This is a genomic window from bacterium (Candidatus Blackallbacteria) CG13_big_fil_rev_8_21_14_2_50_49_14, from assembly GCA_002783405.1.
In the GTDB taxonomy this organism is placed as follows: Bacteria; Cyanobacteriota; Sericytochromatia; order UBA7694; family UBA7694.
The window spans coordinates 37,009-54,162 of record PFGG01000043.1; the positions used below are offsets into that span (position 1 = coordinate 37,009).

The 17,154-nt window shown below is 47.1% G+C and carries 12 protein-coding genes; 8 read left to right on the plus strand and 4 right to left on the minus strand.

Annotated elements, in window-relative coordinates; all coding sequences use genetic code 11:
- The 4 genes from COW20_10475 to lpdA all read left to right on the plus strand — a co-directional run bounded on the left by COW20_10475 (position 1) and on the right by lpdA (position 6,797).
- Positions 1-921 (plus strand): hypothetical protein, encoded by a 921-nt coding sequence (locus tag COW20_10475; protein ID PIW48188.1) that lies wholly within the window; start codon positions 1-3, stop codon positions 919-921.
- Between the two features lie 146 nt (positions 922-1,067).
- On the plus strand, positions 1,068-3,740 hold the full coding sequence (gene aceE, locus COW20_10480) for a pyruvate dehydrogenase (acetyl-transferring), homodimeric type (protein ID PIW48189.1): 2,673 nt from the start codon (positions 1,068-1,070) through the stop codon (positions 3,738-3,740).
- A gap of 10 nt (positions 3,741-3,750) precedes the next feature.
- Complete coding sequence (locus COW20_10485; protein PIW48190.1) at positions 3,751-5,370, plus strand: branched-chain alpha-keto acid dehydrogenase subunit E2; 1,620 nt, start codon at positions 3,751-3,753, stop codon at positions 5,368-5,370.
- 5 nt (positions 5,371-5,375) lie between these two features.
- Positions 5,376-6,797: a dihydrolipoyl dehydrogenase gene (gene lpdA, locus COW20_10490; protein PIW48191.1), complete on the plus strand. Its 1,422-nt coding sequence runs from the start codon at positions 5,376-5,378 to the stop codon at positions 6,795-6,797.
- Between the two features lie 165 nt (positions 6,798-6,962).
- Here lpdA and COW20_10495 read toward each other — a convergent pair whose 3' ends face one another.
- Positions 6,963-8,174 (minus strand): hypothetical protein, encoded by a 1,212-nt coding sequence (locus COW20_10495; GenBank protein ID PIW48192.1) that lies wholly within the window; start codon positions 8,172-8,174, stop codon positions 6,963-6,965.
- A gap of 89 nt (positions 8,175-8,263) precedes the next feature.
- Positions 8,264-9,367 carry a 6-phosphofructokinase gene (locus tag COW20_10500; protein PIW48193.1) on the minus strand — a complete coding sequence of 368 codons (1,104 nt, stop codon included), beginning with the start codon at positions 9,365-9,367 and terminating at the stop codon, positions 8,264-8,266.
- A gap of 283 nt (positions 9,368-9,650) precedes the next feature.
- Between COW20_10500 and COW20_10505 the strand changes: the two genes are divergently transcribed.
- From COW20_10505 to COW20_10520, 4 genes are all read left to right on the plus strand, one after another.
- Complete coding sequence (locus COW20_10505) at positions 9,651-10,034, plus strand: hypothetical protein (protein PIW48194.1); 384 nt, start codon at positions 9,651-9,653, stop codon at positions 10,032-10,034.
- Complete coding sequence (locus tag COW20_10510; protein ID PIW48195.1) at positions 10,031-10,435, plus strand: response regulator; 405 nt, start codon at positions 10,031-10,033, stop codon at positions 10,433-10,435. Before COW20_10505 ends, COW20_10510 begins: the two co-directional genes overlap by 4 nt.
- 38 nt (positions 10,436-10,473) lie before the next feature.
- Entirely contained in the window at positions 10,474-14,334 is a 3,861-nt protein-coding gene (locus tag COW20_10515; GenBank protein ID PIW48196.1) for a hypothetical protein, read from the plus strand.
- A gap of 88 nt (positions 14,335-14,422) precedes the next feature.
- Positions 14,423-14,716, plus strand: coding sequence for an antibiotic biosynthesis monooxygenase (locus COW20_10520; GenBank protein PIW48197.1), 294 nt, complete (start codon positions 14,423-14,425; stop codon positions 14,714-14,716).
- A 77-nt stretch (positions 14,717-14,793) separates the two neighbouring features.
- On the opposite strand, the gene COW20_10525 is transcribed toward COW20_10520, so the two are convergent.
- Both COW20_10525 and COW20_10530 read right to left on the minus strand, forming a co-directional pair.
- Positions 14,794-16,380, minus strand: coding sequence for a hypothetical protein (locus tag COW20_10525; protein ID PIW48198.1), 1,587 nt, complete (start codon positions 16,378-16,380; stop codon positions 14,794-14,796).
- A complete protein-coding gene (locus tag COW20_10530) occupies positions 16,334-16,954 on the minus strand; it encodes a hypothetical protein (protein ID PIW48199.1) in 621 nt (206 codons plus the stop codon). Before COW20_10530 ends, COW20_10525 begins: the two co-directional genes overlap by 47 nt.
- Positions 16,955-17,154: the final 200 nt, after the last annotated feature.

Consider the following 17,154-nt stretch of genomic DNA (forward strand, 5'->3'; position numbering starts at 1 on the left):
ATGTTCAAAGCGATCCAAAATTTACGCTGTTTGGGGCTGTTTTTACTTGTCTTTTCATTTTTGACTATCTTGGCTCCGCATGCTTGGGCGCAGACCAAAGAAGCTGTGGCGGTTCTTGAGTTAAGGGCCCAGGGAAACCTGGATCAGGCTGAAGCCAGTCTTTTAACCGATCGGGTGCGCAGTCTGGTGGTACAAAACCCTGGCTTTAAAGTTCTTGAGCGTGAAGGAATGGATCGTATTTTGCGGGAGCAGGGTTTTCAAGCGACGCAAAACTGTGAAAATGAAGCCTGTTCGGTCAAGTTGGGCCGGTTGCTGGCCGTCCGAAAAATCATTACAGGCAGTGTGAGCAAGCTTGGCTCAATTTATACCTTGAGTTTGCGTGTGGTGGATGTGGAACAGGGTACGATTTTGGCTGAGCGTTTTGTGGATTGCAATTGTTCTCTACAATCCCTTCTGTTTGAACAGGTTTCACCCCTGCTTCAGCAATTGCTGGGCCAGGCTCCAACTGTTTTGCCTGATGCCGTCAAGCCCTCTGAACCTTCCATCCGAAAACGCAAACCCTTTCAGTTGGGGCTGGAAGGAGGGTTTTCCGATTATTGGGGGGTAACCCTGGGATACAACTTCAATGAATATTTGGCCTTGCGCTTGGGCGCTACCTATCATCAAATGCAATTCAATGCTAATTTTAGTACTTCAGACGGGATTGGCGGGGTCGCTGGCTTACGGGCTTATTTCAATCCGCATGATTGGGCGGGTTTTGTAGAGGTGGCGGCAACGACTGAGCTTTGGTTTATTCCCCGCTTGGGTTTAGAATATCGCAATGATTGGGGACTCAATCTGTGGTTGGCGGGGGGCTGGCGTTATCGCTATGTCAATGGTGGTCAATTCGATGCCGTTGGGGGAGTGGGTTACGCGTTTTAAGCGCTGTGGCAAGAGCCTAAGGCTTTTCCTGTCTATCTAAGTCTGTGCTGTCTGCCTTGAAATTCTACCCCCGTGTATAATGAGTGGGTATGCGATCGGGCCCCTGCCCCGGTGCGTGAATAACCCTCCTTAGGAAGGACATGGCAATGACCGAAGCACACGAAGATGCCCATGCCATCGAAGAAATTGAAACCCGTGAATGGCTTGAATCTCTTGATTACGTGATTCAAGACGGTGGCTCTGAACGAACCCGCCGCTTGTTTGTACGTTTACAGAACCGCGCTGCCAAATTTGGCGTGGATTTACCTTATTCAACCACGACCCCCTATGTGAATACGATTCCCCGCCACCAGCAACCCCCCTATCCAGGTCGTTACGAGATTGAACGCCGGATCAAGAGCATTATGCGTTGGAATGCCATGGCCATGGTGGTGCGTGCCAACCGCGATGAAGACGGGATTGGCGGCCATCTTTCTTCCTTTGCCTCCAGCGCAACGCTCTATGAGGTAGGTTTTAACCATTTCTTTCAGGGTAAGCATGGCGAAAAGGCTGCCGATCAGATTTACTTTCAAGGCCATGCCGCACCCGGGATTTATGCCCGCGCTTTTCTTGAGGGGCGTTTAAGTGAAGAACAGCTCAGCAATTACCGGCGTGAACTGCAAACCGGAGGCGGGCTTTCTTCTTATCCCCATCCCTGGTTGATGCCTGATTTTTGGGAGTTCCCCACTGTTTCCATGGGCTTGGGTCCTTTGATGTCCATTTACCAGGCCCGATTCAATAAATACCTTGAAAACCGGGGTTTAAAAAAACAAACGGGTAAGGTCTGGGCCTTTTTGGGCGATGGCGAAATGGATGAGCCTGAATCCTTGGGGGCGATTAGCCTGGCGGGTCGTGAGCAGTTGGACAATCTGGTCTTTGTGATCAATTGCAATCTCCAGCGCCTGGATGGCCCGGTGCGTGGCAATGGTAAGATTGTCCAGGAACTGGAAGGCGTTTTCCGCGGTGCAGGTTGGAATGTGCTCAAAGTGCTTTGGGGCAGCGATTGGGATACCCTGCTTGAAAAAGACAAGACCGGTCTGTTGGTTCAACGCATGAATGAAACCCTCGACGGTGAATACCAGAAGATTAAAGCCAGCGGTTCCGGGGCCTATGTGCGCGAACATTTCTTTGGTAAATATCCCGAATTGTTGGAACTGGTCGAAGACTATACCGATGACCAGCTCTGGAATCTGCACCGGGGGGGCCATGACTCTCTCAAGGTCTATGCTGCTTACCATCAGGCAGTACATACCCAGGGCATGCCCACGGTGATTCTGGCCAAAACAATCAAGGGCTATGGTTTGGGCGATTCTGGTCAAGGCAAGAATGTCGCCCACCAACAGAAAAAACTGACCGAGGACGAAATCCGTGAGTTCCGCTCGCGCTTTGGTATTCCGATTGCCGATGAAGATTTACTGAGTGTGCCCTTTTACAAACCCAGCCCCGACAGTGATGAAATGCAGTATTTGCACGAACATCGCCAGAAATTGGGCGGGCCTGTTCCTCAGCGTCGTGTGCAATTGGCCCCACTGGCCCCTCCGCCGGATAAACTTTTTTCAGAATTCGATGGCGGCAGCGAGGGACGCGAGCTTTCAACGACCATGGCCTATGTGCGCATGCTTTCCCGTTTTCTCAAAGATAAAAACCTTGGGCCCCTGATTGTGCCGATTATCCCAGATGAAGCCCGTACCTTTGGCATGGAGGGCCTGTTTAATCTCTATGGGATTTACTCCCATGCGGGTCAAAAATATGATCCCGTGGACAGCGATTCATTGATGCGCTACCGCGAAGCCCAAAATGGGCAGATTCTTGAAGAGGGGATTACGGAAGCGGGTTCGCTTTCCTCTTTTATTGCCGCAGGTACAGCCTATGCCAGTCATGGCGTAAATACCATTCCCTTTTTCACTTTTTATTCGATGTTTGGTTTGCAACGTGTGGGGGATTTGGTTTGGGCGGCCGGAGATATGCGCTGCAAGGGCTTTTTAATGGGGGCTACTGCCGGGCGTACCACCCTGGCAGGCGAAGGTTTGCAGCATCAGGATGGAAACAGCCATGTGCTGGCGCTTCCCCACCCGACCTTAAAGGCCTATGACCCCGCCTTTGCCTATGAGATCGGCGTTTTGCTCCAAGAGGGTATTCGTCGGATGTATGTTGAACAAAAAGATGAATTTTACTATATCACCATTGGCAATGAGGCCTATGCACAGCCCCCCATGCCAGAGGGAGTGCGTGAAGGCATTCTCAAAGGGCTTTACCGCTTCAAACGTTCGGAGTTGGTGCAGCCCAAGGCCCGTGTGCAGCTTTGGGGCAGTGGGGCGTTAATGCCGGGTGTGCTCAAGGCCGCTGAAATGCTTGAACGCTACGGTGTTGCTGCAGACGTTTGGAGTGTGACCAGTTACAAGGAACTTTACCAGGATGCTTTGGATGCCGAGCGTTGGAATTTGCTGCATCCGGAACAGCCCGAACGTCAGAGTTGGTTACAAGCCGCTCTGGCTGAGACCGAAGGCCCGGTAATTGCGATTTCTGACTATTGCAAAGTGCTTGCACTTTCTTTGGCCAAATGGGTTCCCCAAGGTTTGATTGCATTGGGTACCGATGGCTTTGGCCGCAGCGAAGGCCGTACTGATTTGCGTCGCTTTTTTGAGGTTGATGCTGAACATACCACTTGGACTGCTTTAAGCCATTTGGTTCGCGCTGGAAAACTGGATGCAAGCCTGCTTAAAGAGGCGCGATCTGCCTTGCGGATTGATCCAGAAAAACCCAATCCAATGAGCGTTTAAGGAGGCTGCCATGAAACGTGAAATTTTTGTGCCCAAATTGGGCGATAATGTAGCTGCAGCCGAAATTACCCAGGTTTTGGTGGCTGTGGGTGATCGCATTGCGGTGGATCAGCCTTTGATTGAATTGGAGTCTGACAAGGCTTCGGTTGAGATTCCTTCTCCTGCGGCTGGGGTGGTGCAGTCTTTGGCTGTCAAAGAAGGTGACAGTCTGCAAGAGGGCAGTTTGATTCTCGTGCTTGAGGAAACAGGCGCATCAGAGCCTGTTGAGGTACCTGTGGAAAAGCCTGTGGAAAAACAGTCTGAAAAGGTTCCTGATCCGGTTGTGGCTGTCGCCCCAGCTTCAGGTGCTTTTGAAATGCGCATCCCCAAGCTGGGAGACAATGTGGCTGCAGCTGAAATCACCCAATTGCTGGTGGCTGTTGGCGATATGCTTGAAAAGGATCAAGCGGTTTTGGAGTTGGAGTCTGACAAGGCTTCGGTTGAAATTCCTGCTCCTGTGGCTGGGGTAGTGAAATCCTTGGCTGTCAAACCAGGGGATAGCGTGAAAGAAGGCGATTTGGTCTTGGTTCTGGAGAGCTCTGCAGGGGCCACGGTTCCGCAGCCTGTTGCCCAAGCAGCTCCTGCTCAGGCTCCTGCTTCTGTGCCCGCTGCTCCTGTGGTCCCCGTGGCCGGGGTTGCCAAACCAGTGCCTGAACCCTTGGCCCCTTCTGAGAATCCGATTCCGGCAGCTCCTTCTGTGCGCCTTTTTGCACGTGAATTGGGGGTTGATCTTCGCCAGGTTAAGGGCAGTGGTCCACGGGGTCGGATTTCGAAAGAGGATGTCAAACTGTGGGTGAAAGCTGCGCTCAAAACAGGGCCTGCTGCACCACTTGGCAGCGCTGTCAGTTTGAGTGTGCCTGATTTGCCCGACTTCAGCCAATGGGGTGGGGTGCACACCGAAAAACTTACGCCTGTGCGCCGTGCGACAGCGGCGCAAATGCACCGGGCCTGGAGCCAGATTCCCCATGTCACGCAGTTTGATCAGGCCGATATCACCGAAGTTGAAACCTTCCGCAAGGCCCGTGCCAAGCAGGTTGAAGCCGCCGGTGGCAAACTGACGGTGACGGCCATTCTGCTCAAGCTTTGTGGTCTGGCGCTGAAGCGGTTCCCCAAATTTAATGCCAGTCTGGATCTGAAAAATGATCAGCTGATTTACAAAGAATATGTCAATATTGGCGTGGCAGTGGATACGCCCCGTGGCTTGCTCGTTCCCGTGATCCGCGCTGTGGATCGCAAGGGGGTAACCGGTCTTTCGGTGGAATTGGGTGAGATTGCCAAAAAAGCCCGCGATCGCAAATTGGGCAGTGAAGATTTGCAGGGAGCGGGTTTCAGTATTTCCAATCTGGGTGGGGTGGGAACCACCTATTTCACCCCGATTGTAAATTGGCCTGAGGTGGCGATTTTGGGTGTGGGCCGGGCGCAAACCCAGCCTGTCTGGCGTGATGGACAATTTGTACCCCGTCAGATCATGCCGCTTTCGTTGTCCTATGACCACCGTGTCATTGATGGTGCTGAGGCAGCGCGCTTTCTGCGCTTTTTGGCTGAAGCGCTTGAATCCCCGCTGATGCTCTTGATGGAAGGAGATCTTTAAAACGTATGAATCATGAATCGTATCAGGTGATTGTTCTGGGCGGTGGCCCAGGTGGTTATGCAGCAGCCTTTATGGCTGCTGATCTGGGCTTGAAAGTGGCCCTGGTTGAAAAACGGGTCAATCCCGGTGGGGTTTGCCTGTTTGAAGGCTGTATCCCTTCCAAAGCCTTTCTACATGCTGCCGAATTGATCAATGAAAGCAAGCATGCTGCCAGTTTTGGTTTGGAATTTGCGCCCCCCAAAATCGATATCGACAAACTGCGGGCCTGGAAAGATACCAAGGTGGTAAAAGGGCTGACTGGCGGCTTGGGCCAATTGGCCAAGGCCCGCAAGGTGCAGTTTATCCAGGGCACGGGCACGATTCAGGATACCCATCATCTGCAGGTAGAAACAGCCAATGGCCAGCAAACTTTGCATTTTGAACATCTGATTGTGGCGACGGGTTCCAGCCCGATTGTCTTGCCCTTTTTGCCCAAATCTCCACGGGTGATGGATTCGACAGCTGCGCTTGAATTGCCCGATATTCCTGAGCGCCTGCTGGTACTGGGTGGCGGCTATATTGGGCTCGAAATGGCGACTGTTTATGCGGCCTTGGGTTCAAAAGTAACCGTGGTTGAAATGCTGGATTCTCTCTTGGCAGGAGCCGACCCTGATCTGGTCAAACCTTTGCACAAACGGATTGAAAAACAATTGGCTGCCATTTTGCTGAAAACCAAAGTCACAGGCGCCAAAGAACAGGGTGAAGAACTGGTGGTCAGCTTTGAAGGGCCTGATGGCAAAGCCTTTGAACAGACCTTTGATCGGATTTTGGTTTCCGTGGGCCGCCGTCCCAATGGCAAAGGCATTGGGCTTGAGAATACCAAAATTGAACTCGATCAGCAGGGCTTTATTCCTGTTAATCCCCAGCGCCAGACTGTAGAGCCTTCGATCTATGCGATTGGTGACGTTGCTGGGCAACCTATGCTGGCCCACAAGGCCTCTCATGAGGGCCGTGTCGCGGTAGAGGCGATTGCTGGGCACAAGGTGGCCTTTGAACCCTATGCGATTCCGGCCGTGGTCTTTACCGATCCTGAGGTCGCTTGGTGTGGTCTGACTGAACGTGAAGCCGAGGCCCAGGGCCGTAAGGTAGAAGTAGCCAAGTTTCCATGGGCAGCTTCTGGCCGTGCTTTGACCCTGGATCGTACCGAAGGTTTGACCAAATTGATCATTGATCCTGAAACCGAGCGTGTTTTGGGGGTGGGTATTGTCGGCAAAGGGGCGGGTGAACTGATCGCGGAAGCCACGCTGGCGGTTGAAATGGCTGCTTTGGCGACGGATCTCAAACTCACGATCCATGCGCATCCCACGCTTTCTGAAACCGTGATGGAAGCCGCCGAAATGTTCTTTGGCCAGAGCACACATATTTACAAGCCCAAACGCAGTAAATAGTTTGGTTTTTACAAGCAGCCACAAAGCCCTCTCCAATGAAGGGCTTTGTGGCTGCTTCTTCTTTGGAGTTGTTCAAACGAAGGGTTGATTTGTTGTTTGAACTATTGCTGCGTTCACTTACCTAGAGATTCATAAATATAACAAAAAAATTCAGTAGTATTGAATTTAAAGAAAAGTAATTTGATCTTTAAACTTTAAATACATCAGTTTATGCGAAGAAATAATTCTTCTTAATGTCCAAAGCATTTTTTTGTATTTTTTTTTCTGAATACATTTGATTAATGCGCTGAATTCACATTTGAAGGGTTTTAGAACTAAAAGAAACGCAAATATATTATTTTTAGGAATGAGATTTAAGTATCCCCAGGTCTTTAATTCTTTAGCTAAAAGTAAATACAATAGTTTTTGATCCTGGAGACTAAATTCACTTTGCCAAGAATCAGAAAGTGGGTGTTGGATTTGGAATCCTTGAACCTTCTGATAGGCTGAGCGATCTCCCCAGTACTGAAGTCCATTAAAAGTACTCTCCAATAAACATGAATCCCATTGAATTTTTAGCCATTGGCTCAACTCTTTCATGGTTTCTTCTGGTTGTGCATGAAGTGTTTCAAGTTGTACGGATTTGATTTCAAGTTTGGGGTTGTATTTGGGTAAATCGTTCCAACCCATCAGCAGATGACGAAGCAGATAATAAAATTGCTCAGAGATTATAGCCTCTCCCATATCATAATCAGGTTGTGCAGGTCGATAACGTCCAATACGTGACTCCTGAATATGCATGCGTAAATGGGAAAAAAAACCACGGATGGGATCTCTGACGGTTCCAAGTATCTTTGCATTGGGAAAGTCTTCCAATGCACTCTTCATCACTTGATTCATATCCGGAACATGTTTGGGAAAAATAATCAGATGTTTTTTTGTAATATCATGTCCTTGGGCCAGTTCATAAGCCATATGAACGAGAATAAATACTTGACGACGGCTAATAGAGAGGGGCTGCTTCTGTTGTCTTAACAAATATTTAAATTGTTGTTGAAACTCTGTTTTGGAGACTTCAATTTTTTGATCTTGATTTTTTCCCAAGTGTTCTAAATTACACCAAGTGGGATCTGGGATACTCCAAAAAAGATGGGGATACTTGTTACAGAAGGCATCCAAAACTTGGTTCCAACTTTTTTCATCCTGTTTTCCCGTATAGGTTTCTCCCCATTCTTCCCAATCTAAATGATAGGAGGATAGAGTTGTTGCCGGTGTGCTGAATACTTCAGGGTGGTTATCTAAAAGACTTTGTAAAAAAACACTGCCACTGCGCCCCCAATAGATGATAAAAACAATATCTGGGTTGAATAGGTCTGGTTTATTTTCTTTCAATGACATGTCTAAGTTTCCGTTGCATCAACTTGATTTGAAAAAATTATCACTTACCAATGTCAGAAGAACGTTTTAATCTGAATTTTAATTTTTTATTACTCATCGCCCAAACAAATTCCAATATCCCGTGCTGAGATAATCGAGTCACAATCCAAGGGCACCTGTTTCATGCGAGAGAGCGCGTCTTCAAGGTGTACATATTTGACCGTGGGGGGATCGAGGGCGATCATATGGCCAAATTTTTCCTCTTCAACAGCCCGTACAGCTGCGGCCCCAAAACGGGTAGCCACCAGGCGGTCAAAGGTTGTGGGCGAGCCACCCCGTTGAAGATGTCCCAGAACCACATAGCGGGTATCAACGCCTGTGCGTTCTTTGATCTGACGGGCGACTTGTTCGCCCAGCCCCCCGAGCAGAACTTCCTGTCGGCCTTCTATAGCTGCCCCTTTCACGCTTAATCCACCACCTTTGGGAGCTGCGCCTTCTGCGACCACCACAATGCCATAGTCTTTTTTCTGCAGGCGGCCTTCCATCAGGTGGCGACAGACAATCTCCATATCATAGGGAATTTCTGGGATCAGAATGGCATCTGCTGCACCGCTGATACCAGCATTGAGAGCGATCCAGCCGGCATAGCGGCCCATCAGTTCAACCACCATCACGCGGTCATGGGCTTTGGCGGTGGTGTGCAGTTTATCAATCGCTTCGGTGGCTGTTGTGACAGCTGTATCAAAACCAAAGGTCACGACGGTGGATGACAGGTCATTGTCAATGGTTTTGGGTACACCAATGACGGGGAGACCTTTTTGGAAAAGTTTATAGGCAATCGCCAGACTGCCATCTCCCCCGACTGTGATCAGGGCATTGAAGTTGAGACGTTTGAAATTATCCACGATTCGATCGCTGATATCGCGCATTTCGGTCTCACCGGCGGCATTGGTGACGGGCATTTCAAAGGGGTTGCCTTTATTGGTGGTGCCGATGATGGTTCCACCCAGGGGTAAAATATCGCGCACCAAGGCAGGTGTTAAATGCGTGATTTCTTCGGTATCAATCAAGCCGCGATAGCCATCGTGTATGCCGTAAACTTCCCAGCCCCGGTTATAGGCGCTGAGCACTACAGCCCGAATCACGCCATTCAAGCCAGGAGCATCTCCTCCACCGGTATTGATGGCAAGGCGTTTGGTTTGTCTGTAAGCCATGGTTATTACCCCCTTTTAGGCAGTGTTTGACAGAGCATAGCAGATTTTTGGGTCTGTGGCATTGAAACAGATCAGATTTGTGATTCAGCACAGAAAAGGTGACACTCCCAATACCCATTCGGGCACAATGTCCCCTAAAGGGGATGATAATTACAGAACCTTGTTTAAATGTTATTTTGTTGTCGTATATTTGATTTATTATCATAAATTCGACATGTTATGATGTGAGCGACGAAGGCAAGTTTTAGGATTTCTTTTTAAATTGAATGAAAATCAAGATTAAATGGGTATGAACCCCGTGAAAGAAAAACAGAAGCAATTACTAGATGAATCTTCTTTGACCCGTTTGTTAGAGTTGGGTGGAAAACCTCTTTTGATGCGAATGATTGCTGTTTTTCTCGAAAAAAGCCCAGAGAATGCTGAAAAAATTCACCAGTGTGCTCAGCGTCAAGATTTTGAGTGCATTAAAGCAGCTGCTCATATTTTAAAAACCCAAGCCGTCTATTTAGGCGCGATGGAATTGCACCGGCTATCGAGTCAATTGGAGATTTTGGCAAAGCAGCATCAATTGGATGAAATAGAAAAACTGATAGAAGAATGGAACAGCACTTATCAAGCTGTTTATGCAGCCTTGGAAGCACGTCAGAAAGTATTGGGTTGCGTATGAAAAAAATTGCTATTGTTGAGGACAATCTCGATAACCGTTTAATTTTAAATGCAATGATTGGCCATTTATACGCATTGAGTGAGTATGAAAATGGTCCAGATGTTTTAGCGGCCCTGCCAGAATTGAAGCCCGATCTGGTTTTGTTGGATATTTCGCTGCCCGGTATGGATGGCACAGAGGTTTTAACGCAGATTAAAAATCAACCTCAATTTCAAAGGCTTCCCGTGATCGCTTTAACTGCACATGCCATGTCAGGTGATAGGGAGCGTTTTCTCGCTTTGGGGTTTGATGCCTATTTCTCGAAACCTATTTTAGATGAGCATGATTTAATTCAGCTTATTGATTCACTGTTGGCAATGACCTGCAAAGAACATTCTTCTACAAATGTTTCGGGAGAATGATTTGATTGAAGCAAGACTTTTAGGTTATTTCTGAGTCTATGAACGATGTCCTGACTTCAAATGGTGAGAAAAAAGACGATCTCCAGTTTTTATTGACGCTAGATTCAGGCTTTAAAATTTTGGCCTGTCAGGGAAGTGAAGATTTAAAACCCGCTTTTCAAGACAACTGTTCCGGACACTCACTTTTAGATTTTATTGAACCTGAGGATCGCGCCCAGCTCTCTACTTTTTTGAATACTTCTCCCAAAATTTTGCAAAAATCATCTGTCTTGCGTTTGTCCCACCCCCCCTGTTCTTATCTTCATGAGAGGGATTTTTTTCCTGTGCTTGATCAGCGACAGAAGGCCTCTTTTACCTGTTTGAGTGAAGCGCAGGGTGAACAGATGCTTCTGATGCAGTACCAAAGTTTTGGCACAGAGCAATTCTTAACCCTCGCGCAGAATCTTGCAGACTTTGGGATTTGGTTCTGGAATATAAAAACCCAGGAAGTGAGCTGCTCGCCTCATATTCATCGGATTTTGGGGCGTTCTCCTGAAGAACAGATTGACTATACCACCTATATGCAGTCTATTTACCCCGAAGATTTTTTCTGGGTTCAGCAGGCAATTGAAAGAGCAAAACAAACGGGTAAATTAGAGATGAGACACCGGATTGTTTGTCCTTCTGGTGAAATACGTTATCTTCATTGCCAGGCTGAAGTGGAGTTCTTAGCGGGGGAGCCGCAATGTTTATTTGGGGTTGTACATGATTTAACTGCAGATCATTATCGAGAAGAAGCTTATATCAGTCTGGCTGAACGTCTGAAGACTATTTTTCAATACAGTACGGTAGGTATTGTTTATGGGGATAAACAGGGCAATATTTTGGAGTGTAACCCTTATTTTGAAGATTTAATGGGGTATTCTAAAGCTGAGTTGATGCAGATGAATTTTGCTGATTTTACCTATCCTGAAGATTTAGCTCAGGAATTGATTTATTTCCAGGAAATTTTGGCTGGCAAACGCGATAGCTATCATCTGGAGAAACGCTACCGAATTGCCAGTGGAGACTTGGTTTGGGTCGCCCTTTCGGTGAGCACAGTCCGGGATCGCCTGGGGCAAATTGAAAACTTAATTGGCATTGTGCAGGATATTCAAGCCCGTAAGATGGCTGAAAATGAATTGCAGAGAAGCCTGGAAAAGAATCAATTGGTTATCGATGGCAGTTCTGCAGGTATTTGGGAGTGGGAACAGCATGATTCCGGCGGAGTCGAGTGGTGGTCTGATCTCTATTACCAGATGCTGGGGTACGCGCCTCAGTCTTTTGAGGTTTCAACCGATCAATTTCAGAAATTATTGCATCCTGAAGATCGTGAGCGGGTCAATGCATTGGTCTTCAAACACCTGACAGAACGTACTCCCTATAAAACGAAAATCAGGATGCAAACCCAGTCTGGAAAGTATAAATGGCTTTTGGTTTCTGGGCAGGCCCAGTGGAATGCAGACGGGCAACCGACCATGATGGTGGGATCCGTGATTGATATCGATGAATTGATTCAAAAAGAAACCCTTTTATACGAGCGGGAAGAGCAGTTTAACAGGCTTTTTCAATTGGCTCCTGTTGCAACTGCGATTCTGTCTCCCGAAGCTCGGCCATTGATGGTGAATCCTGCTTTTACCGAGATGTTGGGGTATGGAGATCAGGAGATTCAATGCCTGAGTTTTCATGAGATGGTATTGCCTGAATCTCGGCTTGAACTTCAGGATTTACTCGAAAAAATGTGTTTGCAGGAATTTTCTGTAACCAGTACGGAGTTTGGCTTCTCACATCAAATGGGGGACGTGATCTGGGGGTTGTTGAAAATAGGTTTGGTCAAGAATCAGCAGGGAACCCCCAGTTATTTTATTGTTCAAATTCAAAATATCAGCGAACGCAAGGCCATGGAGGATCGTCTGAAGGCCAGTGAAGAGCGTTTACATCTGGCGCTTCAGGGCTCGGAAGATGGCCTCTGGGATTGGGATTTAACCACCAATCAAGTTTATTATTCACCTCGTTGGCTGAGTATGCTGGGATATGAAGAAGAGGAATTGCCTGCAACCTTAGATACTTGGGCAGGTTTGGTCAAACCTCAGGATCGTGAAAGAACTTTGGCGGAAGTGAACAAGATTATTCGCTACGAAAAAGATATCCTTGAAATGGAATTTGAAATGCGCCACAAACAGGGACATTGGGTGCCGATTCTTTCGCGCGGCATGATGGTAGGGCGAGATGATCAGAACCATGCTTACCGTATGGTGGGCACGCATGTCAATCTTACGGGGATGAAACAAAAAGAGCGGGAACTTCAGGAAAGTAGGCATCAACTTGAAGCGATTTTAACCTCCTTGGATGATATTCTTTTTCTTTTTGATCTGGAAGGACATTTTCTCAATTGCTGGGTGAGAGATGAAGCGATGCTGTTTCTGCCGCGCGAAGAATTTATGGGCAAACGCATGGAGGATGTTCTTCCTCCAGAATTTGTGAATCATTTTTTTCCCCTGTTGAAAAAAGCTTTTGAAACGGGGGAGAGTCAATATCTGGAGTATCCTTCATTGGTCAACCAGGATTGGTATTCGGTGACTTTTCATGCGCTTTCAGAGGCTGGGCAGGTAACTGCTTTGATTCAGAATATTACAGAGCGCAAACAGGTCAAATTGGAATTAGAGCGTCAGACCCAGGTTTTGGAAGCTCTGCATGAAATTGCAACGCATAAATCGTTTGTTTTATCTGAACGTGTGCAGGCTTTGTTGGAATTGGGAATGGACTTCTTTGGTATGGATCTGGCCTTGGTAACGGAGGTACATGGAAAAGACTGCCATGTGGTTTACAGTGCGAGTTTACCCAGTGAAAAACCGATTCCGCCGGGTACGGTGATTCAATTGAAAGAGACGCTCTGTCATCGGGTTTTCAGTCAGGAGCAAGTACTCTTTTTTTCTGAAATGAGCAAGACGGATTTGCATTTGCACCCCAGTCATGTTTATTTTGGTTTGGAAGCATATATTGGCGCGCCATTGAAAGTTGGCAGCAAATATTATGGCACGTTGAGTTTTTCCAGCCGTACAACCTCGCCTGATCTTCGGCCCAAGGATATCCATTTGATCAGCTTGTTTTCGCGTTGGTTGGAGCATGAATTGACCCAGGCCAAAACGCTTTTGGCTTTAGACAATGCCAAAGCGTTGGCAGAAAAGGCCAATCAGACCAAAAGCCAGTTTTTGGCGAATATGAGCCATGAGCTTAGAACGCCTTTAAATGCCATGATTGGTTTCAGCCGTCTTTTGCTTAAAAATCAAAGTACTCGGTTTTCAGAACAAGAAGTGCTTTTTCTGAGCCGGATTCACGAGAACAGCTTACATTTATTGGAATTGATCAATGATATTCTCGATTTGTCTAAAGTAGAAGCTGGAAAAATGGAGGTTTACCTGGAGTCTGTTGCTGTTTTGCAACTTGTGTATGACTTGATTGCTCAATTTGAGCCCGAGTGTTCACAAAAAGGAATTGTTTTGGCTGCAGAAATGCCGAGTTATGTCGCTCCTTTAAGAACAGATCTTTTGAAGCTCAAGCAAATTCTGATTAATTTGCTCAGCAATGCGATTAAATTTACGCTTCAAGGGAGCGTGACACTGCGTTTGCATACGAATGAGTGGGGTGAAGCCTGTTGGCTTGAAGTGAAAGATACAGGCATTGGCATTACGCAGGAAAACCAGGACAAAATCTTTGAAGCCTTTACCCAGATCAGTGAGTCCTATGCACGGGGTTATGAAGGAACAGGTCTGGGTTTGGCGATTATACAGTCTTTCTGTCAATTGCTGGGGTACCAGATTTCAGTGCAGAGTCAGCCTCAGCAGGGCAGTGTTTTCAAGCTGCATTTTAAGCCTGATTAAATCAGCGAGGCCATTTCTTGTCTAATCTGCTTGGTTTGATGTCGGAATCCGTTAGAATGGTATAGCCTGAATTTTTGAGGAGTATAAGATGATTACCTTTGGATTAAACTATGATGTAAAAGCCGAACACGTGGATGAATTTGTTGGCATTGCGAAAAAGGCTTTGGAGCTGATCAATACCCTAGAAGGGCATGTGAAGACGGTGCTGTATAGCAATGTTGAAAAGCCCAATTCTTTTATGATTTATTCTGAATGGGAAAGTGATGAGCCTTTCCGTAATTTTATGCGTTCAGATGCTTTCAAACAGGTTCAGACCATGTCGGTGGATATGCTTGAGAACCGCCCCAAACACTCACTTTATGAATCCCGTAAGATGTCCTAACTGATTTGGCTGGGCCCGTTTGGCCTGGGCATGGATTGAGGCTTTGAATGTCTGCATTTTGAAGCGTTTGAAACGGATTAATCGAGCCAAACCTTTAAGTTGCTTTTTTTGTCTTCGATCTCGAAAAGAGTGCCCGGGCAGAACCCTCCTTGAATCGCTTGGGCTTGCAGAGCTGAGAGATCGATCTTTTTTTCGTCAAGCAGGGGTTTGATTTCGTCGGGCACCAATTCAACCAGTTCTGAGGCCATGCAGGCTTGAAATTTCATCAAGACCTTGGTTTCCCCGCCCCGCTTGAGGCGGATGCATAGATTTTGGGCTGCCCCGTCTTTTGTCAGGGTTTCTGTTTTAACGGTTTTCATTTCAGGGCTTTGCGTCATTCGTTTCGGAACCGTTTGTTCAAAGAATGCCTGCCATGAAATTTCAATATCTAAGGCCTTCAGATATTGCAGGAGACCCTGGTAGCTTCTGATAAAAAAGAGCAAGCTGGCAGGGCCTGCAAAACGAAAATTCCAGCGATCGTCGCCTAAAATTTCAGTAACACCTTCGCCCAGTTTCCAGGCTCTCAGATCAAAGGGTTTTGCAGTTAGAAAGGGCGCGAATAAGTGTTTACAAAGCGGTTCTAGCTTAAGACGCATGGGGCCGAGAAAGTCTTCTTTAAAGCCCATTGCGAGAAAATGCTCGAAGATTTGGGACGGATGTGTTGAGCCTTGAATAAACTCCCAGATCAAGATTTGGAAATGTTGAACAAACAGTGGATTCAGTTTTTTTACACAACCAAAATCCAATAGGCCCAGTACGGGTTGCTGATTTTCGAGCCGAAAGCGGTAATTGCCGGGATGTGGGTCACTGTGCAGGCGATGCCATTGAAAGCAGCTGTTTAAAAAGAAGTTGAGAATCTGTTCTGCCAATTGTTTCCGTTGAAGCCCAGACCAGTTTTTGACGTGCTCAAAAGGGTTTCCCTCCAACCAACTCATGGTAAGTATTTGTTGATTGGACAAAGAGGGGATTGAAACAGGCAGTTCATATTCGGGCCGATTTTGGAGCGCTTGATAAAATTCCTGTTGCATTTCAGCTTCGTGAAGATAATCCAGTTCGAGCATGAGCATGTCATGCATTTCCTTTTGATAGGCTTCCAGATCAAACCCTTTTTTCATGCCTCCCACAGGTGCGCTGAGCCATCCCAATGCTTTTAAGTCAGTTTCGAGTATTGTGTGCATACCAGGATATTGCACTTTGACAGCCACTTTCCGGCCATTGTGTAATCTGGCCGCATGTACTTGTCCCAGGGAGGCTGAAATACCAGTAGGATCCAGCCAGGCGAAGAGTTCCTCTGGCTCTTTACCAAAATGAGATTTGATTTCGGCTTTGATTTCTTCGAGCGGGAGTGTCGTGGGGTATTCAGTCAAAGGGGTAAAAGCCTGTTCGGTGGAGGTCAACTCATTCAATGAAAGAATTTGAGCCATTTTTTGAGGCAATCCGTGCAAATGCCCCAAGCGTTCGATCAGATGCTCTCTCATTTTTGCTTCATGCATGCCGTGGCGGCGGGCTTGTAAAAGGACCATATCTTTGGCCAGACCCGTCAATTGCAGAGAGCGTTTCAGGCCTGAAAGATCCATCTTAGCCCTGCTCCTTAGTGTGTAAGTCATATTGAAAATAATGACCATAACAGCCTGCACAGTAAGTGTGTGAGGTTTTTTCAGGCGTTTGGCGAACCCAGTCGCTGACCCAGTCCCAGCGCTCGGTGGCCTGCTGGTTTCGAACCCGTCTGCAGACGGCACATTGGTGCAGAAGGCCGTTCGGATCCCGATACGCCTGGTGCAGGGGGCGATGAGCCTTGTCTTTATGTTTTTGTGATAAATGACTTGAATGGATGAGCAAAAGCCCTTCCCTTTTTCCCAAAGGATAAACAAATTGAATCAATTCTCGGCAGATTTCAGGGCTAGAGCATTCGTAGCTGTGCTGCCAGAGGGTTCCTGATTCAAGGCAGGTCTGATAGTGACTTTGATAAAAGATCTTCAATTCTTTTGGTATGGCCTCAAAAATTGAACGACCCAGCCCCCAGGTTTCAGAAATCTGAGGTTCACCCTTGTTTTCTGCGGCAAATCTGAACCAACCGGGGTTCAGATAGGCCAAGCTGAAATCTGGCCACAGGCCATAGATCGTATTTTCGGTTGTGTTTAAACTCTGTTTCGGATGGAAGCGCAAGAGTCTGGCAAAGTGAGGGTCTAACTTTTCCATGATCGAACCTGAAAAACAAACTTGAATTTTATTGTATCAAAAGGGAAGGTGTAAAAGATACCTCGGATTTTTTATAAAAAATCCGATTGAATCTCTTGCTGTTTTCTTAAACTTAATTTAATATGAATATTACGAACTCCGAGTGAGCTTAAACAAAGCGTCACGCAGGGCCGGGTGTAAGTCCCGGTCGGAAGTCCAAG

Excerpts from the sequence above, each read along its gene's own strand:
- COW20_10475 (PIW48188.1), top strand. The coding sequence starts at position 1 with ATGTTCAAAGCGATCCAAAATTTACGCTGTTTGGGGCTGTTTTTACTT.
- aceE (PIW48189.1), top strand. The coding sequence starts at position 1,068 with ATGACCGAAGCACACGAAGATGCCCATGCCATCGAAGAAATTGAAACC.
- COW20_10485 (PIW48190.1), top strand. The coding sequence starts at position 3,751 with ATGAAACGTGAAATTTTTGTGCCCAAATTGGGCGATAATGTAGCTGCA.
- lpdA (PIW48191.1), top strand. The coding sequence starts at position 5,376 with ATGAATCATGAATCGTATCAGGTGATTGTTCTGGGCGGTGGCCCAGGT.
- COW20_10495 (PIW48192.1), bottom strand. The coding sequence starts at position 8,174 with ATGTCATTGAAAGAAAATAAACCAGACCTATTCAACCCAGATATTGTT.
- COW20_10500 (PIW48193.1), bottom strand. The coding sequence starts at position 9,367 with ATGGCTTACAGACAAACCAAACGCCTTGCCATCAATACCGGTGGAGGA.
- COW20_10505 (PIW48194.1), top strand. The coding sequence starts at position 9,651 with ATGGGTATGAACCCCGTGAAAGAAAAACAGAAGCAATTACTAGATGAA.
- COW20_10510 (PIW48195.1), top strand. The coding sequence starts at position 10,031 with ATGAAAAAAATTGCTATTGTTGAGGACAATCTCGATAACCGTTTAATT.
- COW20_10515 (PIW48196.1), top strand. The coding sequence starts at position 10,474 with ATGAACGATGTCCTGACTTCAAATGGTGAGAAAAAAGACGATCTCCAG.
- COW20_10520 (PIW48197.1), top strand. The coding sequence starts at position 14,423 with ATGATTACCTTTGGATTAAACTATGATGTAAAAGCCGAACACGTGGAT.
- COW20_10525 (PIW48198.1), bottom strand. The coding sequence starts at position 16,380 with ATGGTCATTATTTTCAATATGACTTACACACTAAGGAGCAGGGCTAAG.
- COW20_10530 (PIW48199.1), bottom strand. The coding sequence starts at position 16,954 with ATGGAAAAGTTAGACCCTCACTTTGCCAGACTCTTGCGCTTCCATCCG.